At 56.9% G+C, this 25,507-nt stretch carries 13 protein-coding genes; 4 read left to right on the top strand and 9 right to left on the bottom strand.

Features of this window, described 5'->3' with window-relative positions:
* The 4 genes from ASG25_RS10435 to ASG25_RS22720 are packed head-to-tail and all read right to left on the bottom strand — an operon-like array spanning position 1 to position 11,423.
* Positions 1–1,980 carry a hypothetical protein gene (locus ASG25_RS10435; RefSeq protein ID WP_062473186.1) on the bottom strand — a complete coding sequence of 660 codons (1,980 nt, stop codon included), beginning with the start codon at positions 1,978–1,980 and terminating at the stop codon, positions 1–3.
* Positions 1,977–7,526 carry a DEAD/DEAH box helicase gene (locus ASG25_RS10430; RefSeq protein WP_062473183.1) on the bottom strand — a complete coding sequence of 1,850 codons (5,550 nt, stop codon included), beginning with the start codon at positions 7,524–7,526 and terminating at the stop codon, positions 1,977–1,979. The genes ASG25_RS10435 and ASG25_RS10430 overlap by 4 nt, the downstream gene beginning before the upstream one ends.
* Before the next feature lie 10 nt (positions 7,527–7,536).
* Positions 7,537–8,607: a hypothetical protein gene (locus ASG25_RS10425; protein ID WP_062473181.1), complete on the bottom strand. Its 1,071-nt coding sequence runs from the start codon at positions 8,605–8,607 to the stop codon at positions 7,537–7,539.
* Positions 8,604–11,423 (bottom strand): hypothetical protein, encoded by a 2,820-nt coding sequence (locus ASG25_RS22720; protein ID WP_156379732.1) that lies wholly within the window; start codon positions 11,421–11,423, stop codon positions 8,604–8,606. Before ASG25_RS22720 ends, ASG25_RS10425 begins: the two co-directional genes overlap by 4 nt.
* Positions 11,424–11,789: 366 nt before the next feature.
* Between ASG25_RS22720 and ASG25_RS10410 the strand changes: the two genes are divergently transcribed.
* The gene (locus ASG25_RS10410; RefSeq protein WP_062473175.1) at positions 11,790–12,758 is read left to right on the top strand and encodes a hypothetical protein; all 969 of its coding nucleotides are present in this window, start codon (positions 11,790–11,792) and stop codon (positions 12,756–12,758) included.
* Positions 12,759–12,795: 37 nt separating this feature from the next.
* Here the strand turns inward: ASG25_RS10410 and ASG25_RS10405 are convergent, their stop codons facing one another.
* The 3 genes from ASG25_RS10405 to ASG25_RS10395 form a co-directional block, all read right to left on the bottom strand.
* Positions 12,796–13,449 (bottom strand): hypothetical protein, encoded by a 654-nt coding sequence (locus ASG25_RS10405; protein ID WP_062473173.1) that lies wholly within the window; start codon positions 13,447–13,449, stop codon positions 12,796–12,798.
* Between the two features lie 10 nt (positions 13,450–13,459).
* The gene (locus ASG25_RS10400; RefSeq protein ID WP_062473171.1) at positions 13,460–14,773 is read right to left on the bottom strand and encodes an NAD(P)-binding protein; all 1,314 of its coding nucleotides are present in this window, start codon (positions 14,771–14,773) and stop codon (positions 13,460–13,462) included.
* Between the two features lie 95 nt (positions 14,774–14,868).
* Positions 14,869–16,203 carry a phospholipase D family protein gene (locus ASG25_RS10395; RefSeq protein ID WP_062473170.1) on the bottom strand — a complete coding sequence of 445 codons (1,335 nt, stop codon included), beginning with the start codon at positions 16,201–16,203 and terminating at the stop codon, positions 14,869–14,871.
* A gap of 301 nt (positions 16,204–16,504) precedes the next feature.
* On the opposite strand from ASG25_RS10395, the gene ASG25_RS10390 reads away from it, so the two are divergent.
* Entirely contained in the window at positions 16,505–16,783 is a 279-nt protein-coding gene (locus tag ASG25_RS10390) for a hypothetical protein (RefSeq protein WP_062473168.1), read from the top strand.
* Positions 16,784–16,815: 32 nt separating this feature from the next.
* Here the strand turns inward: ASG25_RS10390 and ASG25_RS10385 are convergent, their stop codons facing one another.
* The gene (locus ASG25_RS10385; protein ID WP_062473166.1) at positions 16,816–17,733 is read right to left on the bottom strand and encodes a hypothetical protein; all 918 of its coding nucleotides are present in this window, start codon (positions 17,731–17,733) and stop codon (positions 16,816–16,818) included.
* A gap of 133 nt (positions 17,734–17,866) precedes the next feature.
* Positions 17,867–20,077: a hypothetical protein gene (locus tag ASG25_RS10380; protein WP_062473164.1), complete on the bottom strand. Its 2,211-nt coding sequence runs from the start codon at positions 20,075–20,077 to the stop codon at positions 17,867–17,869.
* 92 nt (positions 20,078–20,169) lie between these two features.
* On the opposite strand from ASG25_RS10380, the gene ASG25_RS10375 reads away from it, so the two are divergent.
* Both ASG25_RS10375 and ASG25_RS10370 read left to right on the top strand, forming a co-directional pair.
* Entirely contained in the window at positions 20,170–21,435 is a 1,266-nt protein-coding gene (locus tag ASG25_RS10375) for a Fic family protein (protein ID WP_244479375.1), read from the top strand.
* Positions 21,432–25,148, top strand: coding sequence for a hypothetical protein (locus tag ASG25_RS10370; protein WP_062473162.1), 3,717 nt, complete (start codon positions 21,432–21,434; stop codon positions 25,146–25,148). The genes ASG25_RS10375 and ASG25_RS10370 overlap by 4 nt, the downstream gene beginning before the upstream one ends.
* Positions 25,149–25,507: the final 359 nt, after the last annotated feature.

The following is a 25,507-nucleotide window of genomic DNA, read 5'->3' as shown; positions in this document are numbered from 1 at the left end:
CTAGCTCCGAGCCATCCATTGAACGAAGTCGCCCCGCTTTGCATAAACATGCCTTAATGCCGATTTCAAAAAGCTTTCCCGGCTCCCGATATTGACGACTAAGGTGTCCATGGCTCTCGTCAGAGGGATCATGATCCAACGGGCCGCATGTGCCGCCGCGAGTTCCTGCTTGGAGCTCAAAAGGTCGTCATTCCACTTTTGCGAGAGTTGGATTTGATTGACCTTGTAGTCCCAAAGCTGGTCGAGCCCGAAATTGATCGATGTCCATGCCTCCAGGCCCCGGCACGAGTCGTATTGAACGAAGCGAAGTTCGTCACGGTGGCTGGCAAAGTATTCGCGGACATCCCGTGACGTTCCGTCCCACACCCTGCCGCCCGACTTTACATAGGAGTCGGCAACACTACACAGCGCATCCTCGCTTGCTGTGCGTACCATCGAGGGCGGTACGCATACCAACATGTCCACGGGGTGATTGCCTAGCAATAGAGCTTCTGACGCCAGGTCGTGCAGGATTTGCGGCTGATCGTGAAAATCTCCCTCCAACACAATGACCCGGCCGCCTGCGGCATCGCTATTTGGCTCCACGTCCCAGTCGGCAATTCCCAGGGCACTCGCCACATCGCTGGCGAAGGTGGCGATATTCGATTTCATGCGCATACTGCGCTTGAGGCGTCGCGACTGTACGCTACCCTTCGGGGTGCCTCGGAGCCAGTCGGCTGTCGAGTCGCGAACAAATTGATCGACACCGTCCGATACATTGATCCGCTCACTTCCAAATATTCGACGTAGGATATCAATTTCGTCTTGAGGCCAATCCTGCCCCTCATCGACGAAGATCAAATCCCAGTCGAAATCGGCCGGAGCGTTGCGGCCAAGTCCGAGAATGTCATCCGCGCTGATAGTCCCGGTCTCGAGAAACTCGATTAGATTTGCCTTGTGACTTTCAAAGTCGTCCAGAAATCCGTCGTAGTCGGAGATGACGCCAAGTGCGAGCATCACACGACCAAAGAACCCATGGGCCGTTTCGATTGCAATGCCGCCATTTTCGACGCTGCGAGGAACCCCGAGAAGCGCCATGGTGCGCCGAAGATCTGCAACAAGCGCTTTATTGAACGTCAGCAGCAGCGATCTTTCTTGTCGCTGATCGTAGGATCGATACGCCATTTGAAGCAGGTTGACGGTTTTTCCGACCCCTCCCCTGCCCCTCAGGATCGTCTGTCGTTTGCCGAGATCGTTCAGCCACTCGTCCGGTACAGCCTTCTTTGCAACGATATCCATTCGTTTTCGGTCAAGCGGTGTCGGTTCGACCGCTTCAAACAAGCCAAACTTCCCGGCCAGGATGCCTTCGAAGACCTCATCCGCGCCAAACGAAAGCGTGACACGATTGCCGCTTCGATGCGGACGTGAAATCTGACCTAAAACATTCAGATACCGCTCAAAACTCGCATCGATCGCAATGCAATTATGCGGACGCTCAGGCAAATCAACTTCACGCAGACCCGTAAACAAGATCAAATCTTGAACGTGAACGCGGTCCAACCCATGGCGCCCGAGATATTTCTTGAACTCGAACATCTGGGTGCGGTTCTTTTCCGTGACGCACTCCCATCTCGACGACCCGCTGCGGCTATAGCGCACAAATGCGACCTTATCATCGAACTTAACACCCCCGGCATCGTGCGACTTGACCTCGATCACCAATGCGAAATTCTTCACCCATGCCTGTCGCGGTGCGAACGGTTCCCCCTCGCGAGGATAGAACTTGTACTCAACCGCAAACTCGCGCGGCTCGTCGAATAGACCGACGACGACGAGATCCAGATCCTGGACGCTTTGGCCATACATCTTGAAGCCGACAAAGATTTTTACAATGTCCCGACGGCTCTGGCCCAGGTCCGGCCAGACATCCAGCAACAAACGCCTTACATGAAGCGCGGCCTCGTATTCCTGCCCTTCCTGGACCCCAACAATCTCGATCACTGGGCACCCTCAAGCTGCGCCCTAAGCCGGCGTGTCGCGTCTGCGATATTACCGCGCACAAGCAATTCATTGACGACCTCAACTGCCATCGCGTCGGGATCGACCTGCATTTGTGCGATCAATGGGTCGGCGGCGCGTCGCTCCGTTAAGGGACCAGAGAGTGCAACCGCCCATCGCCTTCCATTCTTGTCGGAAACAAGAACTGGGATTTCGACTTGGCCATGTCCGGGAACCTCAATGATTTCGAACAAGTCGACATCATATTCGGGGCAGTGGCGCGCCAGATCGTCTGCAAGGACTTTCGTTGAGTTTCGCACACGGGTGGTATCGAAAGGCTTGCAAACCCCTTGAACCAAGTATTCCAAGAGCTCGATCCCCACATGACGATCGAGATATCTATGTTCGAACTTGTTCTTAAAGCTACGCAGGCAGCGGTAACAGGACGCGTCGCAACCCTCAGGGCATCCGCGCATCAAAGACAAGGCGCGTTCGAACAATTCAACGCTCCGGCCGGCGATCTGGGCCGCAAAACCCGCCCCTCCGGGCAGCGTGTCGTAGAGGAAAATTTCCGCCTCCAACCCGCTGCGCCCCCCTGGTGTGAGGGCCGGTCGATATTCCGCCATGAGTTCACCGGTCTCGATCTCCAGCATGTTGCAAGCCGCTTTCGCGAGTGCTTCACTCACCGTCCGAAGGGCGACATCGGTCTCGAACCGGGCCGGCTTTAGCTTGAGTGGAGCAACGACCCTCAATGAAAAGAGAGCGATGTCGGTGATGAAATCCGTACCGAGCACAAGTCCGGTAGAGGTTCCCGCGCCCGCGCATGTTTGGTCTTTCTCATCTGGAAATGGCTTAAGATGCGGTGCTCGGAGGAGCCCCGTGGCCTCCAGGTGGCTTTCGATGCGGCCGCAAAGCGTGCAATAATCGTAGCCTTGGCTCTTGGGACCCGTATTCGAGACAAGAAGGTGTGTCCTGTCCGGCATGACCCGGACACGGTCATTGACCTTTTGCCAGCGTTCATCGTGGCCGGCGAATGCCATCGTCAGTTTCGCCCTGGTCGCATAAGCTGTTTCGGGCATGTCGTCGGGAGACGTAACTTCATCGGAATCGTAGGGATGCGCAAAGCCGGGCGGGCGCAGCCAAAAGTGTGCGGGGCCGAATGTCTCGTCGCAGCCGCAGGCCTCACAATCGAGCTTCACTCCAGGCTTTAGGCCGCTATCGAGTGGCCTGGTTTCGGCAAAGCTGCATTCCGAGCACTCGAGATAGAGGCGTCTATTGCTCCAAGCGTCGAAGCGATCTTGCGCCATGGGTGAGTAGACAGCTCCAGACGTGTAGCACTTGCCCGAGATCCACACCTGCTTGCCCGGTGCATATTGCGACAATGCGACAGGGAGGCCTTGAGACGGGGCAAACTTCATGATTGGCCGATAGGACTTCGACCGCTCACGATCAAAAACGTTGAAAGTCGCAACGTCGGTCGGGAAGGCGTAGCGAGGCAAAACGCCCTTGTAGAGCAGTCGGTCAAGTAATTTTCCGTCTGGTCTCATCTGGGGCGAGGTTTCCTCTCCCTCCTCAGACGCGACCTCTGGTACCTCGTCGACCTCGTCATCGCCGACCGTTGTTTCTTGCCCCGCCTCGGGAGAATATGAAACGGCATCGTCGATCGCGGACAAACAATCGACGTCCATCTGGGAGAGCAAGCGCTCGCGACTTGAAGTATCGAGTTCGGCCGGGATCCAGCTCTCTGCCCTTAAGCGTAAAGCTACGATGTTGCCTGCAAGCCAATTTCCAAAGTCGAGACGGTTCAATGTTCCCGCCCCCGATTGGAAAGCTTGCACCGAGCCGAGCACCGAAAACAGGTCGGGGTTTGCTGTTGGGTCGACCGTCGGGATGCGATCCTGGAGATAGGACTGAATGATGAATGCCCGAATGTGACGTTTGACAATATCCGTATTGTTCAAGGTCAGCTTCGGATCGACCACGGGACCGGCGATCATCGCACTCGGTTCTGTAAAATAATGCTCGTCATGACTATCGGCGCTGCCGAAAGCAACCACCGTGGCGACCGCATTCCCTCGACGGCCTGCACGGCCTGCACGCTGTTGGTAATTTGCACGTCCCGGAGGCATATTGCGCAGCGCGACCCCCGAAAGGGCCCCGATATCGATCCCGACCTCCATCGTCGTCGTGCTTGACAATACATCGATTGCCGTGACTTTCTTCGGCCGATCTATCCAAGTTAGTTCGACATCTTGAAAGAGCAGTTCGTTTTCTTCAGCCTTGGAAAACACGTCCTCGCTTTGTGGTGCATTCAATTGAGCGGTGTGTTCCGCAGCGATGATCGCCATGGGGGGGTCGGTCGGGTCCCGCAAAACCGTCGCGACTGGCGCCCGGTAGTAACCTTTGCGGGCAACAAAAACCGGATCGGTTTCCGGATCAAGGGCTTTGATTTCTGAAGAGCCGCAGTCAAGGCAGCGCGGAATGCGGGGGACCGGCCGATGTACCGAACGGCAGGCCTCGCAGCGCACCCAGTCGCCCTCAAGTTCGAGGGCAATTGTCCGACCCAGAAGTCGCCGAAATCCGTTATCAATATCTTCCGTGAATGCTTGCCGAAGTCTCGGCTCCCAATCCTTTGTCCAGATTTTGGCTGCATTTTTGTCATTGATAAGCCGTTTCATCGCCTCGAAAGGCGATTTCCGACTGCGAATGCTGGTCCCTCTGCTTCGTCGGTTATACCAACTCATCGGCATTTTGCTGAGCCAGAAGCCTTCGCGCTGCCAGCACCGAAGCCAGGCACGGGCGAGCGCGATCTTCTCCTCGCCGGTCTCCGCAAAACCAGGGATCACCGGCAAGGCAAGAATATCTTTCTGCTTCTGGACAGTTTCGCGAACGGACGCCAGAGCTAGAGCTTCGAGACCGAGATGCTTGTCCCGGACCGTCTTGACAATATCGTCCAAGAGCGAGAGCGGCGGCGCCTGATACGCGAAATCCATCCTCAATTGCGCCAGGCGCATGTCGTCACCGAATGCGCCGTCGGCAATTGCGTCATCGACTTCATTTTCTGCGAAGGTCTCGCCATTTCCCATCTCTGGCCGGAGGCGAACGCCGAGCGCCCGCGACGCAAGCATCACGGCAAGGTAAAGGTCTTCCAAACTAAGGTTCTGGCGAAGCACTGCTGCTTCATGAAGGCGGCCAAATCCCCAGACAATCAACGACCGCAGCGCGTCACGCGTTGAATACATCTGAAGGTTGGGCGCCAATCGGGCAGCGACCTGACGAGAGTCTGAGAATACCAGGACCTTTCGTCCGCGTAGCGGTGCAAACCCGGTCGGCTCCATCACACCAGGAGGCTGGACCTGGATCTGCCTGGAGACCAGCGCCTGGAACGGTTGGTCACCCTTTGTTTGGTGGTCTTGGACAGAAGTTCTTCCAAAGCTTGCCCCCTCCCCGCATACGGCACATGGCGTGAATTGACCGCGAACTTCAAATCGCGTGTCCACATGTCCATCGTCATCGGTTGCTGGAGTAGTTCGGTCTTTTCGAATATAGACAGAGCGCGTCTTCGAGCCGAGGATGTCCGGATTGAGTTGCCCGGTCAATAGATCGTAATCTGCAACCTCTGCCATACCGTGATGCCGGGGCTCCTCGAGGAGCAAATCCAGATCAAGCAATTCTCGCGCTTCACCGCCTTGCATTTTGAGGTTCTGGCCGGGCTCCGACCACAGAGATTTTGGATTATCGACATCGTCTGTATGAGCTCTGGCATGAGCCGCACCGCAATTGCGGCAGGTATAAAACTGCAGCACCCGAGCCCCGCAGCCACATTGCTCGTTAGGTTGGCCATACATCTTGCCGCAAATTCCCGACCGATCTGCTTCGTCGACCTCTGGGCAAGCGGCATCCATACACACCCAAAGACCCGGCAAACCGCGATAGAAATTATGAACGCGGCATGGGAGCAGCCCAGCGGCGTCAGGGGTCTCGCGTGCGACGCTGCCAAGCGCCAGAAGCGATGTCAAAGCCCTGTCTGCATCATGCTGACCGGGAAAAAGACGCGGTCCCAGTGCTGCCAGCGGTTGGGCGGCCTTCATCGTATTGTTGATCAGCAGCGCGATCGGCGGAAATTCATCGAGCGCATCGAACAAGTCTTTTTCCACAACGCCGGTCGGCTCAATGCCGCGAGAGGTGAGGAACGGTTTAATCGCGGCAGCCCGCTTGGCTGGATCAGCATCGTAGAAGCTTACCAGATCCAGAGATGCCAAGACCTCGCACTCTGCGGGAGTGGCCACCTGTTCGTTCGGCTTCTTCTTGTGCTGGCCCGTCACAACAGCGAACAATTCCTTGGGGACGCCCGCGAGTGCAGCACCAAACTCGTCCGCTCTAGTCTCGTCGCTGAAACTCGCAGTCGCTGCGATGACCTGAAAACGTTCAGGACTAATACCGAGACGGTCACGAAGTCTGCGAAGCAAGAGACCAACTTCAGCACCTGCAGCACCCCGGTAAAGATGCGCTTCGTCCAGCACGACAGTCAGCTTCTCATCGGGATTTTCCGCAAGCCAAGCCTTGGTATCATCGAAGATCGAACGCTCAATCGGTCGCATGAGCATGTATTCGAGCATCGAATAGTTGGTGACCAGCAGGTCGGGGCAATTCTCTTGGACCTCATGCCGTGTGATCAATTCCGCATCGTCGGCAAGTGTGACAGCCCGTAGAAATTCCCGGGTCTTGCGATCGATCCAGTCATCGCCTTTCTCGCCAAACCAAGCAGCGAGATCGGGCTTTGCCGGCCATTTTCCCCGCTGTTTCAACTGGCCCTTCAAAATGCGAGCCTGCTCGTAGTTTTCCGCATCCGGATCTGCAGCTTGCCGCTCGATTTCGACGAAGAACTGCTCGAACGAACCGAGCTTTCCCGGATCCTTTTTCCGGCTGCGCATTCCAGCATAAGGTGTTCGGCTCGTGTAACGCGCGAATGTTGCCGGGCGGCCCGCCATGGACCTGAAGAGATCAGTTAACCTGGAATCACCGAAGATTGCGCGCATACGCCCAAGTTGGTCGTTCACAAGGGCGTTCATCGGGTAAAGCAGGAGCGCTCGCATCGCACGGCGATTTTTGAAGCTTTCGGGTCGTTCAGATGCTTCTTGGGCAAGTTTTCCCAAAATCGGCATCAAGAAGGATTCGGTTTTGCCCGACCCCGTTCCCGTCATGATCAGGAGGTTTTTCTTCTCGACAAGTGCATGTCTTATTGCATCCGCCTGATGCGTATAAGCCGGATTGTGGAGGAGGATCGGCAGGATGCCCTTCTTCGACGAAAGCGCGGTATAGACTGCCAAGGCTGCCTTCGGCAGATCCTCAATGTCCTCGAAACGCTTTCCCGTCTGATATCGCGGCGTCGATTCAAGATAGGGGACCTGGTGGGTTACGCCGACCTTATCGAGCAGGTTGCGCCGCTGCGCGATCAGTTGAACGTTGCTGATGTGATAAGTCGCCTCGATGTAGTCCTTGAGCGACTGATGGAGAGAGTCGATGGTTTCTTGTATGGTCTTGGACATGTTCCACCAATCAGTCAGACTGCTGCTCAAAAAAAAGCATGTCGTTGAGAAAACGATGAATTGCGTTGGCGCTGCCAACGGGTACATCAAATGACAAAAGGCAGTCTCGGGAAACGACCTCCCGGCCAGAGAACCTGAGCGTGCGTCTGGCCCAATCAGGGACCGGGAAGAAAAAGTCGAATGCACTCATGTCGCCGCTTTCCATAGATCGATAGCGGATCGGCTCCCCCTGGAGTGTCTTTAAGGCTGCCATCATTCGCCAGGCGATGTCGCAACCGCGCGCGCGATCTCCAGGGTCTGGAAACTCGAACACATTTGCAACTCCACCATCGGCAATTTCGGCGTAACCCCACCGGTCAGCACCGTAGGCCTGCGGCCGTCTGATTATGAACTTGCCATGCTGACTCGCAAGTGGCTCCCAGCAACGCCGATAGCTTCGACTGTTCATCCGGTGGTCGAACACTCGGACGCCATTCTCCTCGCCCATTCGAGTCGAGGAGGACAAGCGTCCATCTGCACGGACGATGAGGTCACGGGCTGAGCACCGCCGCGGATGGCTCAACCAAACCGCGCTTGGTATCTCGCGCAGGCCAAGTGCGCTTAAGAGCGAGCCGAGATCCTCTGGCGGGTTTGGCGCGATACGTCTCGTCACGCCTTCCACAATGACGCGCTCCCGTATGGCGGCCGGCAATGGGGTTTGCTCATCGGAGGATATACCGATTATGTGCGCGACCCCGCCGTGATGAATGACGAAACCAGGCGGCGCCGCAAACAGCCATGTGCCCATGATCCGTTCGTCGACAGTGGAAACGTCACTGAGCTCAAGCAGGTCACCAACCGAGACCAGGTCATCGATTACCGACTCCACCCGATCTGCAAACACGTCCATTTCACTAAAGAGACCTCGGTGAGAATCGACCATCACCTTCATCAGGGTCTTAGGCGAGCATGGGCAGGTGGCACCGGCAAGCCGCCTCACCGCAGCGGCAAGATATTCGGTGCTGATCGTGCCATCGTCGGCTACACTCAAGAACCGGTGAGACAACGTCAAAATGTCAGCCGATGATACAAACGAAATCATGAGGCGACCTTGTCCAGTCTCTCCAGGTCCTTCACCTGCGCAATGGAGAGGAAGCGTGCAGCGCGCATAATTGGCCTTCCGCGTTTGCCGAGAGATCTCAGCGCAGCAAGGTGTGCGGCGGGGATCTCTTCGCCGGATTCCACCGCTGCAGCAATCGCCATCGCGGCCACGCTGTGGGCTTTCTCGCTGATCCCGTAACGGTCGGCAAGCTCGGCGAAACGAGCGATCCGATCTGCGTAGCTGAGCGATTTGATTTCGCGGATGTCTCGACAAAGCAAGACAGAGAACGACGCACTAGTCTCAGTCTTATTCGCTAGTGTCCTAAGATCCTGCGCGCTTTTCGCGGAGGCTTCATAGATCCTCTCTGCCTGCCACCAGCTATCGCCACATAGGAGCCGGAACAAATGCTGCTCCAGCAGTTGTGTAATCGCGGCAGTGCGATGATCGACAAGCGGACCTGCAAGTGTGGCAGTACGCCATCGCATCAAGTTCGCTTGTGTATCGCGCAATGCGCCCGGACCGGAAGGAAATCCGATTTCGGACGGTCTCGGGAGCAGTTCCGCGAGGCTTGCGACCTGCGGCATGCTCACAACGAGGTTCTTGCTAACCCTCCCGTGTTGCAAGGAGAATAGGCCCCCGGGCGCAGGCGGTTCAAACTCATCGTGCAATTCCTGCGGATCGATGGTTATCGGACTGCAAGGTGCGCCGAACGGATAGAATTCAGCAACGATCGGCTCGCCGCTTCGATTTTCGTCAAGAAGCCGGACCCGTGTCGCCTTGTCGTTCGTATGCCAAATGAACCGAACTGGCCTGACATCCCGGCGCAGCGCAATACGGTATGAGCCCAGCTCATCGCTGGTGATTACAATGTTTCCACCCGCCGCGGACAAGAACGCCCACGGCGATGCCCAGTTTTTTCGAAACTGACTTGAAGCCTTACGCCAAGCTTCTTCGGAGCACGGAAGTTGGCAAAGAGCAATATGCTCAGTTCCAAGGAGGCTATTGCCGGCATCGAGCAATTCGATGGAAATGTTGACGCTATACGCAGATGGACCCATGACACTTAAACCAAAACGCCCCTCCAGGAAATCGTCGAGGCTCGGTTCGGCTGGGCTATAAACGGGGATCATCCCCTTGAAATCGGTGGATCCCGGCGACCAGGCGACAGGTGGCTCAATCCTGATATCGATCACAACGGTAGATGACGCGGTCTTTCCTTCGTTGCCGGCGACTGTCGCCTTGACACAAAGCTGGTGTGAGCCCTGTGCCAAACCAGGGAGGGACAGAAACAGAACCGCTCCTGCGGCAAGCGAGGGCCGATCCTTGGCAGAAACGCCATCGATTGACACATCTAACGCCAGAACGTCGTGATCGGGACTGATACCGAATGAAGGAACCTCCCCAACGAGCCAGTCGGCTCGCCCTTGTCCATCCCACCGACGAGCGGCTAGTCCAGCAGGCCAAACCGAGATCGTTCGTGAAACACGTAGCCCGATATGCCTCAACGACTTGAAAGCCTCGTCAGAAACATGAGAGGGGATTTCCATCAGCGCGGCATGACAATGAGCGCACCGAACGATTGCCGGTGAACTGAAAGGCAGATCTCCTAATTGGTCTCGCGACACGATTATGTAGCGTTTGCCGGGCCGCAAACGCGATGGCGCCGTCTGCCTAGCCCGACCGTCGCTGCCAATCTCGAAGACCCAAACAGGGCCACCGATGCGGCAGTCCGTTGAAAGTAGTTTGTCGATGACGGGATGCGGCTTTTCGAACTTGATCAAGGGCACCGACGGATTTGGCCATGATGTCAGTACGCGATGCTGCCCTTCCGTCAGCAACCAACCCCCTGGACGATAACCTTCTGCGCCCTCCACCGCGCATCGTGTCGATCGAAGGAAATTCGCAAACTCCGGAGACGTTTCGCCGAATTGCCGAAAAGAGGGCAGTTGTGCGATCAAAGTCCATTCGGTTGCATCGGCTCTTTGCAGTTCCAGCGTCGGAGTAAGCACAATGCCTGTCAGGCTGGGAGTAAGCGTTGCCGACTCCTTGTTCGCGGAAGGGAAACCGCCATATCGGCCGATGCCTTTTATCCGGGCGCGCTCAGCCTCGTTTCGAGCATCTCTGAGCCAAGCCCGCGCACTCTGCCCTCTTTCGAGGTCGTCGACGATACGCCTCAACGTCACCGGTAAGATTATGTCTCCTTCTCCAGCCCCCTCCCCTCCAAGCAGCGCAAGCGCAATTCTCCCGACCATTTCTTCCTGCTGGAGAAAAATGCGAAAGCGGGAGCTCCCCGCTCCGCGTCCGGAAATATAACGACCAATCGATGCGGGCTCCTCATTCAAGCGCTGCGCAATGCCGTAGCGCAGCCTGTAAAGCGTTTCCGCGAGCTGCGTCTGTAGATCGGTGGGCAAGATTGCATGGGTGGTTGGCCAGGCGATGATTGAAAACTGGCTTGCCCAGGCGCCTCTGGGCTGGAAACCCTGAAAGCGGCGATGGAACCGTTTATAGACTTCACGAAGCCAATGTCGACCATACCGGAATTGCGCCCAAAACGGTGTCGAGGCTTCAAACGTCGACCAGTAATCCTGTCCGTTGAATCGATATCCAAGTTCCGCCCCGTAAACGACCCACCCGAGCCAATCGGGAAGGAAGTGCGCCCGGTTACGGACTTGACCATGGAGATACGCTGCGAGCGATCCGAACTCATTTGCGTTCAGCCCATGTTCGAGAGCAAAGACCGGCGCGCCCGACAGCGCCCGCTTGGTGCGCAGCTCTTCAAAATGGATATTAAGTCGTTCGCCCCACCCATCGGACAAGATCGTGCCCCTAAAGCTTCAGATCAGCGCTCGCTTATCCTTCATAGCTAGCCTGGTTAGAAAGCGATCCGCAGCCCCTTGGCTGCGAATCGTCTGCACTAAGTAGTTGATCTACAAATCTAGCCAAATGCAACTCAAGGCTACCCGCTGGTAAATCTAACCCACAGTTTCAAAGTCTCCTTTTTGTGGCGTCCTACTAGCCACGAGTTCAGCGGTAAATTTACACGGATTACTCCACGCCGAAACACCGCCAGGCTGGATGTTCATTTAAGTGGCGGCGGAGCGCGATCACTTGCGCCTGATTTTTGACTCTGACTAAGGGTTCCTGGAAGATTAGGTTTTGAAACGATCGGCAGTGAGCTATATATGGGCAAGCAGCGGCGAATTCTCCTCGATTCCAATCTATGGCGTTACATTTCAGATGCAGGGTTCCAGGGTCGACTTCTTCGCGTCGCCCGACATGGGAACGTAGCGATCCAGATCGCGCCGGCAATCATGTACGAGGCGCTCCGAGTGCGGGACGCGCCTCTCCGTCGCCGGCTTGTCGAGCTTATGGCGAACCGGGCTTTCCACCGATTGATGCCCGAAGCCTTTAGTGAATCGATGGAGATCCTGCACGAGATCAAAAGACTGCGTCCAGAGTGGTTGCGACAGACGCCCGACCTTGCGTTTTTCGAAAGAAGCCGAAAGGACTGGTCGCGGAAAATGGGCGGCTTCTGGGTGCGGTGCGCAAACTCTCCTGATCATGAAGCTGGATATATTGCAGAATCCGAGGGCGCGCTCATGGATCAGGCGGAGCAGCAGATCCGGGAAATGCGCAAAGAAATGCTGGCAACGGGATGGAATGGAAACCTCGGTCTGGATGAAATCCGTATGGCTCCTAAAGAGAAGTTACGGGGCTGGAACGGCGAGCCAGTTGAAGCTTGGCGGCTGGAGTCCCTGGTTGGGGTGACCTACGCACTCGGGCGCCCCGGTCATCCGTATCGTGATTGGATTGCTCCTTTTATCGATATTGATGGTGGCCTTTTGCGAAGACCGGAGTGGGTCGCGTTCTGGTTACATGACGTCGACACGCAAGCACTGGCACGGCAGTGGCTGCGATGGGGTCACTCATTTTCTCAGAGGTTTCGAAAGGTAACGTCTGGTTCAGGCGGTGACAACCAACTGATGACCTATCTCATAGATACGGATTGCGTCATGACCGCCGACAAAGGGTTTGTCGATATCATCGAAGCATGTCGCCCGTTCGCGCCGAAACCCCTCCCAACCACGCAATGCGTGATCGCCGGCGAAATTGGTGCCGATGCGGTGCTCACACAACTGGAGGCGGCGTGAGCGAGACCGCAAATCCATCCCGCAGTCGGATATGATGTTAGGCTGCCGCGGCCTCGTAGTTGAACGAGGTGAGGCTGTTAAATTTCGGAAGCTCACGATCGATCGGCTCTTGCACGCCGAAAGCGCCGCCACCGTCTCGGTTTGGCTTGCCTTTGTGGAGCGGGAAGTTGCGCAAATTCGCGAATGGCGAATCCTGCAGATAGTCGTGAAGCCTACAGAACCCTTTCGCCATCGCGACGATCTGCCCAATCCTATCGTCATCGGCGAAATAGTTGAGCGTATTGCATTCAGCGAAAAGTATCAGAACCACCTGATCATCGGGACCGAGAAAAGGCATGGCGAGCCAGGACTTGGCTTTCGTTTGCTGCCCTTCGAGAGCTTGCTGAAGAGCGTCATCGCTCACATGGTAGCCAGTTCGGTAGATTTTCTGGCTTTCATAGGCTGCACCCATAATTCCCTCGTTGACCGGAAAAGTCCGGCCACCAGTCGCCTTCGAGGCGTCCGTCAACGGGAGGTAGGGGCAAACCTGCTGCAGAAACTCCTGTCCTTCACGATTCATAATGCGATGGATTGTGAGGCGTAGCCTGTCGACCGGATCCGCGGAAAGCAGGCCCTCGATTGCGGAAAGAAACGGGAGAACCGCCATTTGGGAGGCCGGCGGTACAGGCTCCGGATGATTGTGCACGTTCATGTTCTCTCCTTCAGCAAACAGGGAAATATCCCGGTCTCCAGTATCGTTCCGGATGCTGCGCCTGACTCGAACCCATCTTCGAAAACGATTTTTCAACATGGCTATAATCGTTGAATATGAGTTTCAGATGACGTTCTGTATCGCAGCCATGACGGCATAGTACATGATCTGCGCTGATTTGCGCGCTCGAAATCGCTTCGTCCAGGGGGCGACGACTAATCGATATCGCGCCACAACGGTATAGGAGGTAGATCAGCACGCGGTTCAACACCGAGCTTGTCGGACCGAAAACATCTTCGAGATCGTTCGGCTTGTCCGGATCTTTGCCGGCTATATGCAGCGTGACCGCCGTGTCTTTTCGCAAGCGATGGCGGAGAGAGTTTTTCGGCTCCCTCAGAAGCGTTTCTTCGATCTTTTCGAAATAGGGCAGCAGACTTTCTTTAGCGCGAGAGGACAGATCAATGCGCAACTGTTCCTCGGTCTCCTCCAGGCAGGTTCCGAAAAGCTCATAGAGGATCGTATCCTGCCGGAAACGTTCGATGGTCAGGCGGCAAACATCGACAAGAGCGCCGTCCCCAGATCCAGAGACGAGGTATCGGCTGCGGTCGACAGTCAGGTTAGGTTGGCCAAGCTGTTCATTGCGCCAATACGAGTTCGTGTTGAACTGGTTTGTCCTTTCCCACCCGAAACCCGCGGCAAAAATGATGGTGTCGAAAGTGTCTGTCCGCCCTTCGCTCTCGCCTTGCGTAAAATACGGTCCATTCATAACGACATTCGTTCCGATAAAGCGAATTTCTCTGCGGGCGGCCTGAACCTGCAGGTGATGCACCCCGACCAATGCTTGGAAACGGTCGCGAGCAGACACTTGGCAATGCCGCGAAAAGCCGTCCAGCAGTGTCCGAGCCACATCAGACGCTCGCCCTTCGCTCCAATCTAAAATCGGTAGAGAAGCGCTCGGAGCCCTGCTACCCCAGCCTGGCCAGGCATAGAGGCTGGGATGAAGCCAACGGCCGTCGCATCCCTGCTGAACGGGGCACAAGTCCCATTCCTTTTCAAAAAGTGTGACCGATGTGTCGGAAGTGCAGGCCAGCAATGCCGCCGTCGCCGTCAAACCGGCGGCTCCTCCGCCGATAATAGCAACGCGCCCAAGCTTGCGAATACCATTGTTATCCTGTTCGACCAGAGCCCAGATAAGGTTATGAGCGCGCACCTGTTGGTTATACAGCGTGACACCCCGCTCACGCACACCAATGGCAAAAATGCCAGCGCTGACCTTAAAGGTCTTCAGAATTTCATGTGCGGTCTTCTTTTTCGGTAATGCCATATGTATTTCCGGTTATCGTGGGAACGTAGCACGAACATCTGGTAGGACCAAGCACTTGGGTCGGCGCTCGGTTCGGGAGGGTTTTCAAAGAGTATCTAGTCGACGTCCCATTCATTGTCCCGCCAAGATTGTCGGCTCAGGCGGCGATCAAGTCGTTGCCGAAGCTCGTTGGGCTCGAAATAGGGATGCTCGGCCAAGCCAAGGCCGTTGGTGAGAGAGCGAACGATCCGTTGTTTGTTACCAAGTCGATCGGCCAGATCGGAAAAGAAGCTTATCTCGAAGGTTTTGACGGCGTTGGGATCATACCAGATATCCGGCATATCGATCACCTCAAGACGTTGGGCCAGCCGCGCTATTCCTTCATCCGTCGACAACATGCGCTGACGTGATGTGATAAATCGCTCAAAGGCAGCCTCGCGTTTTTCGACGGGGCGCGGCGTGATGCCTATGCTTTTCAGCAAGCGTTCCATAGAGGTCACATACTCGGAAAATGCCGCACGCGCTCTGACGCCGGCATCAGTGAGCAATTTGTCGGAGAAGCGTTGAAGATCTGCCTTTCGAGCCTCGTGACTGGATTGAAGTTGTGACCGTATCTGGTTGACGTAATATCGAGGCGCCCAGAGGCCTAGCGCGGTGTCAATAGAGTGCACGCGCAACTGGACTTTGGCGATATCATCCTGCTCATCCTCGGCGAAGTCCGATGTCTCGACTGCACTGCGAAGTCCGAACGCAAACCCTTGGGTTTTCGGTCGCGCATGCGGGACGACGTCCGCAGTCAGCCACCTCATCATCTTTTCTCTATCTCCTGTTTCCAGCCGAAATGCATCGAATGTGAAAAGTGATCGTTGCGATGTTCGATGAACAAGGGAGCCCGTCAGAAAGAACTCGCGAAGGGTCGACGGGTATAGGCGAGACGGCGGTTGTTTTGTTACCGGCTGAGCCACCGCGAACACTGCATCGATATACTCTCTCAGTGCATCATGCCTGCCGGTGAAACTCACCATCAACTCATGCCGGTCGCTGCCAGGGTTTGCTGAACCCACGAACCAGACGTGATGTGTCGTCCGTAAGAAATGGAAAAGCTTGCTGTGAAAGTGCCGCCTTCCGCTGACGATCGCGAGTGTGACGTCCTTGAACCCTGCGTTGCGGAGCCGCTCGTCGAGCGATCGCATGTCGGTCCAATGCTGGGTGATTTTGGAATTTGCATCGATGCCGACCGCCAGGCGGATTTTGCATGCCGATCGGTGAGACCTGGGGACACGCTTTAAGATCTCAAATGTCCGGTCGACGGAATAATATCCTCCCAAAATATCGATTGCCGTGGCCTTCTCGGCCGCCTGCGCTAGTGACGCTGTGAGATCGCGTGCGTCCACGTGATCGCCGAGGTTTAGAATATCGGAATAGGCGACATGGATTGTATCAGAGATCATCTACGGGCCCGGTTCTGGGTTCGGACACAACTTGCGATCGAACACTTGCATCAATCTTCTTGATTTCTTCTCTATCGGACAGGCGAGCGAACATGTCCGCGATGTCGCTTTACTCGATAGCGAATTTTTTCGATTTGGACACGCGGAGCCGTCGACGCTGACTCCGATCTACGAAGTGAGCCGCTTGAGCGAGAGACTTCGGCCGCCTGCGAACAACCGAAGGCAGCAAGCCGAGGGTTGCTAGTGAACCGGTAGACGATATTGTTGTGGTCGAACTCGTGCTGAACCGGCTGTTGCTGAAATGCTGGAAACACCCGTCGCACATCCGCTGGCGACTGCTGCCCATCTCGCAGCTGTGGGAGTTGTTGAGACCACAGGCATCGAGCCGGTGGTTCGACCGAAATCGAAGCGGCGGCCGGGTCTAACCCGCCGCAAGGCCAAACCCGACGCGATCCCTGTCGACGAAGGCGGCAGACTCATGCCAGATCTCATTCAAGGGGATGAACTCGAAAGCCTCGATATCGAAAACCGCAAGCTAAAGACCCTCCTTCTCGAAAAGATCAGGGAAGAGAATGCCTAGCTCAGGTCGAAGCTGAGACGATTCGGACTGGACTAAGCTTGGCAGGGGGCGTCACCTGCCGGCTGTGGATTCGCGATCCACGGTCGTCGGTCATTCAGCGCTCTTGCGTCGATTTCGATGGCGTCGACTTCGAAAGAGAAGACCTCGCCATCGAGCACATGGTAGAGATCCCAAGTTGTTTCGACGGTCGTATCGGCGATATAGATATGATCTGGCACGTCGGTTCGCCCAGCCAGGAGCGGCTGTAGAGCTTCTGCAACGACTACATGGTTCGTGAGTGCGGTGTCGGAAAATTCTAAAATTAGGATCGTCTCATCGCCGTCTTCGCGGCATGCTGATAACTTTTGGAGTTTGTCGTCCAACGCCCTTTGAACCCGAGCACGGCGGCTTGGCTCTATGTCGGCATCTATTAATCTTGCGAGCAACAGCGCGCCATCATGACGGTCCCGGTAGGTCCAGTGTGTCCTGCGTTTCAAGGTGAGTTCGAGGCCGCGTATCGATTCTGTGCGAGATCCTTCATGCCCGTGGGGACGCCGGTCGCGGCTCGGACGTTCGGGGCATTCGGCATGCAGTTCGGCTGCGGCACGGCGCACCCAGGCGATGATCTCTGCGCGAAGGACATTATGGATCCTCCGGTGCCTCCCCTCGGTCGGATGAAGCGGAAAGTGCAGATCGTAGACCCCCGGCTTCGGCAGCGTTCCATTCAGCGTGTCGGCGATCTCGCCGGCAAAGGCCTGAAACTCTGCCGCCATCTGTATCGACTGCTCGAACGGCTCCAGTAGCGTGTGTTCGATCGCATATTTTTCGCTGCCAAGGCGAAAACGTGTCTCAACCGGAGGACCCGAGCCATCGGTTTCGGGATGGGTAACATCCGAACGAACTGCTCGAATTTGGGTTTCGAGGTGGCGTATCAGTGCCTCACAAAGAGCCTGCTCGTTTTTCTGAACCATGGCTTCCTCCGTTTCGCGCAGTGGCCGGCTTGGCGGTTCACTGGGTGAACGCAGGAGTGTAGCTGATTTTCCGATCCGTAAGGAGAGGCTGGAGTTTAAAAAAATCTGCCATCCTCCTTTGGCCGGTCGGCCGTCATCTGTCGGGCTTTGGTATTCTGATCACCTCATATCCCGATAATATGAAGCTCGCCACGAACGACCTGACGAGGTGATCTTCAAATGGCTCGGGACGCCCATAAAAAGAGCTGTGGATCCAATTCCTGACCTGCTCAACACCCGGGTAGGTCCCAACCAGCGGAAAAGTTGGAAAATCCGATCGGTCAACAATACCGCTTGGAAGAAGTTCACGCTTGAGCCATAGAGGCGCGATGATCTGTGAAAGCACCAGCGGGAACGCTGGAGCAGGCCAGCCGATGCGAAATTTTCGCTCCAAAGTGTCGATATAGTCTCGGATTTCCTTGAAGTCCGGCAACGCTTCAAGCCTTGCGACGAGTGCTTCGTGTGCAGCCTCTAGGCTCGTCTCTCTGAATAAAACCATGATAGTCGAAGCTTCGGTGGAAGGATAAGTGGGCATGGACCGGACGGCCAGCGTTCTGGTCTTCAACAGGTGGGCGGCTATGATCGGCCAGATCGCTGGCTTGAACATCTCCTTTGGGTAGGAAAAGCGTTCTGAAAATCGGGTTGCGATCCAGCCGGTATCGGCAGAGTAGAGCAGTTCTTCCGGTGCGGAAGCGACATGCCTGTCCTGAATCGCGAGCTGGATGACCGCGAAATCGTCGATCCAGGCTTTGAAATTAGCGATCTCTTTGGCCTGCGGCATGACCCATACCGATCGCTCGTCGCCGCGATGTCGCCGCGGGGGCATCCAGATCCGGCCCGAGCGAGCAGCGCGTTCAAGGATCGTCTCGATCTCGACCGAGGCACCGACACGTCCCGCGCCGACGGCAGCCTGCTTCAGGATGTCCAAAGAGACGGGAGGGAGCTCCGCATCGCTGGGTCTCTCTTGACGCTCCGTCAGGATCCCTCGTAGCCATGTGACGGCCCAGTCTGTATGTTTGCGGATCTCGGTCTCTGCCATGGTCGACAGGATCGGACTGGGGTCGACCACATGTTGGCGAACTTCAATGACCGGCATCACGCCTGTGAGATTGCCGCGAGCGCATGCGGTTTGATCGGCCTCGATACCGCTCGCCGTCACCGAGAGCGCGACGTTTGCTTCGCTGCGGCATCCAAATTGTCTATGACAGCACGTCTCGTTCATCTGACCGCTGACGATCTCTCGCTGACGGCGCGATGTGCAAAAAAGCGTCGTTCCGTATCTTAGAGCCGCGTCGCGAAATTCGCTCCTGGGCAGGTTGTGTTTTCCATTCGCACTGACAAGAGCGGCGCGAGGCCGCATCCACTGCCACACCGCGTCATAGGCGATGTCGCGGTCGACATAGCTACGCGAGCCATGATGCGGGACCTTCACGATGTCGCAGCCGAGCCCCATAGGATACCGGGCCATCAAATAGGTAAAGTTTTCGAGGTCCCCCGTCAGAAAAATCCTTCGCGTCACCAAGCCGATACGCGCTTCGACCAGAAGGACGATCGATGTATCGTTCAAGACCGAGTTGCCGAAGAATTCCGGATCGACGCCTTTCGCGACGGCTTCGCGTTTCATGTCCTCTTGTGAGGGCGGGCCGGGGATCGGAGGACGGGGTGGTATCACGTCGGCGGTGATCTCTCCCGTCGCGATCGCAAGGCGCAGGCCCGATAGCAGATCGTCGTCATCGTCGTCTTCTTGGATGTCCGCCAGCAGCCATCCGATCGGCATTGGTTGCTCTAAAAAAAGGCTCGTCGAATCGTCGGCGACAAGAAGCCGCTCGATGAGCCGTGCAGCGGGTGAGATGACCTTGATTGAAAGGCCATTGTCGGAACTGGTCCATGTCGCTCCCTCGACCGGCCAGGAGACGGCGCATGTGCGCGGCAACAAGTCCTGTAGCTCTTGGGCTTTGGCTATCCCGCCGAATACACGAGGCGCGAATAGCCATTGGTGACGGCGAAAAGCGGGAATGCATGGTCCCCAGTATCGGCGGATCGGAAGGGCGTCCTTATCCTTAACGTAGCCCAGAAGGCCGTCGACATGGTCGGCATCGCAATGGGAGAGAACGGCTAGATCGAGTTCCGAAACGCCGAGTTTGGCCAATGTCGCCTTGACCGATGCTGCGCCAGCCGACGGTCCGCCGTCGATGAGGATCGTGGATGGCTCGCCGTTTTTTGGTATCCACTGTATCACCAGGGCATCGCCATGGCCGACATTGACTAGTTCCAGCTTCAGCTCGGATTCTGCCCGCTTGGACATGGAGGTCGATCTTTCCTTAAACGCATATCAAGTCGGCATGTAGAGGCCGATGCGGATTAAAGCAGTTTCCAACCGGCTGCTCAACCGGCAAATTGCAAAGCTTTATATTGCACCAAATATCTCATTTATATTCGTTTACAGCCGGCAAGCAAACCGGCATAATATCCGGCATGGATGTAGCTTTCATGGAACCGATGGTGCCCGATGACGACAAGGGTGCTCTCGAAGACAAAGTGTTGACCCTTGTTGCCGAGGCAAATCAGCTCGCTGGTCGCGTTCACCCTATCATGCGTGAATCAATCGGCGATCTCGTGCGGTCGATGAACTGCTATTATTCCAATCTCATCGAAGGTCACGATACGCATCCACGCGATATCGATCGTGCGCTTGCCAACGACTTTTCCGATGAACCGAAGCGGCGGGAACTACAGCAGGAAGCCGTAGCGCATATCTACGTTCAAAGATTGATCGATACCGGCAACGATCCCGACGTATGGCCGGCGTCCGCGGCTTACGCCTCATGGCTTCATGAGGAGTTCTGTTCGCGCCTTCCAGCGGAGATGTTGTGGGTGACCAATCCGGCGACCGGAGAACGCGTGCCCGTCGTACCAGGCGAATGGCGAAGGCGGGACGTCCAGGTCGGTCGCCATCTACCGCCGGAGCATGCCGACTTGCCCCGCTTCCTGACCCGTTTCGATCATGCCTACCGTTCGCCACCGTTATCGAAAATGAGACAGATTCAGGCGATCGGCGCCGTCCATCATCGATTTTTATGGATTCATCCGTTTCTCGACGGAAACGGACGCGTCGCTCGCCTGATGTCTCACGCCCTCATGAAACATCTCGGCATCGGAACCAGTCTGTGGTCCGTGGCACGCGGTCTTGCGCGCGAGGAAAAGCTCTACAAGGCTCTCTTGATGGGGGCCGACGGTCCGCGAGCCGGCGATCGCGACGGAAGGGGAAACCTGACCAACCGTGGCCTTGTGGCGTTCTGCGACTTCTTCATCGATCGGGCAATCGATCAGGTGCGCTTCATGAGCAGTTTGCTCGAAACGGATAAGCTCCTGATGCGCATCGAAATTCATCTGGAAGAGGAGGTGCGATCAAAGCGTCTTCCGCGCGGCAGCTTCCAGGTCCTGCGTGAGGCCATCCTGGCCGGTGAAGTCGAGCGGTCGAAGATACCGGCGATCACGGGCTATGAAGAGCGTGCTGCGCGTAACATCACATCCGCGCTGGTCGAGCGCGGTATGCTGTCGTCGGCGTCGCATCGCGCCCCCTTGCGGCTCAATTTTCCCGCCGACGTCGCCGAGCGGTGGTTTCCGAACCTCTATCCGGCAAACGCAGGGTCAAGCGCATGAAAGACGAAGTCGTCACCCTGATCCGACGCTTCACACCCGCTGCTCCGCAACGCGGGGACTGGGAGTTTTTGAGCTCTGATGCGGGCGGAGCGCCAGTTCGCTGGCCTGCCATCGATGCCCTCTATCGGACCCTCATCCTGGCCGATCCAGGCGCCGGAAAAACCTTCGAGGCCCTGGATAGGGCCCGCAAACTGACGTCGAAAGGACAACGTGCATTTTTCATTCGCATTGAGAAACTGACCGAAAGTTTCGAGAATGCCTTCGAGGTGGGGTCGGCCGAGGCCTTCGACGGCTGGTTGGCCTCTACCGATGAAGCATGGTTCTTCCTCGACTCGGTCGACGAAGCGCAACTCGATACCCCACGGGCGTTCGAAGATGCGATCCGGGTCTTTAGCACACGGATCCACGCGGCGCGGGCACGCGCTCACATCGTCATCACCAGCCGAGAAGACGCCTGGCAGGCTCTATCCGACCGAACGCTGATCGAACAAGCGCTTCCGTTCGCGCCGTACGACAGCGATGACGAGGTTCCACCCGAAGCGCAGGGCGAACCTGAGAATAAAGGCGCATGGAAAATCTTTCGCCTTGCATCCCTCGATCGGGATCAGATCAAACTGTTTGCCAGCTACCACGGGGTCGGCGATGTCGAGGCCTTCATGAACGCAGTCGAACGGGCGCGATTGATGCCGCTTGCAGAAAGGCCGTTCGACCTGCGGGCGCTGCTGCGCAAATGGCAGGCGGACCAGGCCCTCGGGAGCCGCCTCGAAGTTCTTCAGCGCCTGACGGATCTCCAACTTGCTCCCTTGTCAGTGGCCGGCCAAGCAGTTCGCCTCGACCGAAACCGGGCGCGGCAGGGCGTGCGTGCATTGGCGGCTGCGGCCACGCTTACCGCCAAGAACGTGATTAGGCTCGCCAATGGCCCATCAACGCCTGACCGCGTTGATCCAAAGCAGGTCCTACCGGATTGGTCCGATGACGAAATCGATGCGCTCCTAAAAACCGGCGTGTTCGACGACATTGTCTACGGGAGCGTGCGGTTCAGGCACCGCGAGATCCGAGAACTCCTGACCGCGGAGTGGGCGGCGTCGAATATCGAGCGGCCCGGTGGACGCCAGAAGATAGAGCCGCTGTTTTTCCGGACCAGTTATGATCAGGAGATCATCGTACCGCGGCTTCGTCCGACGCTAGCCTGGTTGATCCTCCTCGACGAGCAGATCAGAGACCACGCCCTTGCCATCGCCCCGGAGGTCGCAACCGAGGGCGGCGACCCGTCGCGCCTGCCGACTTCGATCCGGCGGGCGATGCTGGCCGATATCGTCCGCCGTATCGCCGCCGAGGACGAAATCGCACCGTGGATGGACAATGCGGCCATCACGCGGATCGCTGCCGCCGACCTTGCTGATGAGACCCAGGCCCTGCTGCAACACTATGCAGGCAACGATGATGCCGTGTTCTTCCTCGGCAGGTTCGTCTGGCAGGGAGCAATCAGACAATGCTTGCCAGTTCTTGCCCCGATAGCCATCGACCTGAACAGAGGTCTCAGTGCCCGGATCGCGGCGGCGCGCGCCGTCATGACCGCGGGCGAGGATAATGACAGGCAGGCCCTGAAGGTTGCAGTTCTCGCGGCGGATGGTCTGCTGGATCGGCGACTGCTGGTCGAAGTGATCGACAACCTCCCGGCAACGCGGGAGACTATCGATTTTCTGCTGACCGCGATCGCGCGGGTGGAGCCTTACGGCCGCTTTGAAGCAACCGGCATCGAAGCCTCCCTGACCAAATTCATCGAACGCCTTCCCCTGATGATCGACACGGCGTCGGAACAGCCTCTGCTTCATTTGATCGAAGGGCTTGACGTCCTGCTGAGCGCCGAACCGCATATCGAATGCCATGAATGCTGCGTATCCGAAAAGAATGTCTGGCTCATTTCGGCCGCCTTGCACGCGGTCGGGCGTCTCGTTGCCGCGCGCGCCCTTTGTGCGCTGGAACCGGCAGCGATTTCGATCCTGATCAAGGCGCAGTCGGTCAAATTTTGGGGTCACGATGTCGATATTGAGGACAGGAACAGGCTCAACGATCTCGTGCCGCGCTGGCCCGAACTCAACGATGCGCTCTACTGGCGGATGGTCGAGGAACGTCGCGCGCGCAGAAGTGCAAATGGCGAACGTCTCACGGATGACTGGCAACTGACAGTCTACAATAGGTTCTGGAAGTTCAACGGCAGCGACTTCGGGCGGGTGATCTCCTGGATCACAACGCGGGAGCTCCTGGACGACCGGCTTGTCGCCCTGTCCCGCTCGGTTTCACTCTATCTGGAGCGGGGCAAGCCTGACGACTGGCTTAGTGAACTCAGGCTAGCAGTGAAGGATCAAGCAGAGCTGGAAGCCTCGCTTCAGTCAAATCTCAATCCGCCGCAACAGGAGGAGGCGGGCTGGCAGGTCGAACATCGCAACTGGGAGCGCAAGCGCGCACGCGAGCAGAGAAAGACAAGCCGCGATCGTGCCGCATGGGTGAGCGAGTTGCAAGCAGACCCTGATCGCGTGCGTCACCCCAAGAGCGTCGCACCTGGCCAGATGACCAACGATCATCTTCACCTTCTTCTCAGCGTGAATGGTGAAGGCTGGACGCGATACGACGCCCGATCGAACTGGCGATTCTTAGAGGCCGAGTTCGGGACGGACGTCGCCGAGTCATTCAGAGATGCGGCTGCCGGACATTGGCGCCATTACCAGGTGCCACTTCCCTCGGAAGGGGCTGACAGATCGTCGATCCCTTATGCTCTGGTGTTCGCGCTGGTAGGGTTGGCGATCGAGGCTGAGGAAACTCCTGACTTCTACGATAAGCTAACCCCGCAGGAGGCCGAAAAGGCCTTTCGCTACCTGACCCGGGAATTGAACGGATTTCCGCGCTGGTTTGAACCCCTTTATCGTAGACACCGCGATATCGGTCTTCGAGCCGTTATCCGGGAACTGACCTGGGAGCTCGAGGCCACTTCATCGGGGCCGGCGATCAATTATATTCTCAGTGATATCGTCCATCATGCGCCGTGGCTCTATGCCGATATCGCGCCGACCCTGCTCGCCTGGCTTGAAGACGGCAAGGCGGTTTGCGACGAAAACCTCAATTCCATCCTGACGATCATGCAAAGTGCCGATGATGATCGGCTTGAAGCCTTGGCTCGAAGCCGCATCACGGCAGAACCGAACGGTCCCCAGCGGCCACGCTGGTATGCGGTCTGGGTCGGGCGTGATCCCGAACAGGCTATACCGGCCTTGCAAGCCGAGCTGGACGGCATGGCATTCGACAGTGCTACTCTGTTTGCCCAGCACTTCGTCGTGTCGTTGGTCGGCAGTCGTCATCATGGCGAAGAAACCACAGAGGAATTCCGAACGACGGCCGCGCATCTCAAAAGCCTGTATGTCCTGATGCATCGCTTCATACGTGCCGAAGACGATATCGATCGCGCCAACACGGGTGTATATTCGCCGGATCTTCGCGATCACGCTCAGGATGCCCGGAACATGCTGTTCAAGATGCTCGCGGAGAGCTCCGGTGAGGGAACCTATTGGGCGTTGAAAGAGCTCGCGAAGGATCATCCTGACGAAAAGTATCGACTATGGATGGCGGAGCGTGCGCGTCAGCGGGCTGTCGCGGATGGCGATGAGCCTGTCTGGTCCGATGCTGACATCCACGCTTTTTCTTCCACTGCTGAATAGCTTCTATATCATAAGATTTGCCGTAACAGGCGCCCGGAAGGTTGGTTACTCAAATCGGTGCTTGAAGCGGAGGTAACGAAGCGCCGCTCAGGCGCATGCCAACGTGAGCCGTGTCCCGTGGTCCGATCGTATCTTCGATGCCATCCGCCTTCAGGTCAGGATTGAGATCTTGAGCGATGGGGTCGTTTGAAGGCGGGGTTATTATAAGTTGTGTGGGGATAGCTCTCGGAACGCGCACCGACTTGGTGTTTTCGGCCAAGGTGCAACTCGACGAACCTTAACGCCGCAGTCAAGTTATTGGTGTCGCCTGTTGGTACGGGCTGTTGGCAAGCTTAAGTCCGACATCGTCGGTCTCCCCA

It is taken from the genome of Rhizobium sp. Leaf384 (assembly GCF_001424065.1).
Lineage (GTDB): Bacteria > Pseudomonadota > Alphaproteobacteria > Rhizobiales > Rhizobiaceae > Ferranicluibacter.
Note: the sequence above shows the minus strand (reverse complement) of the source record. Positions and strands in the feature narration are given on the sequence as shown.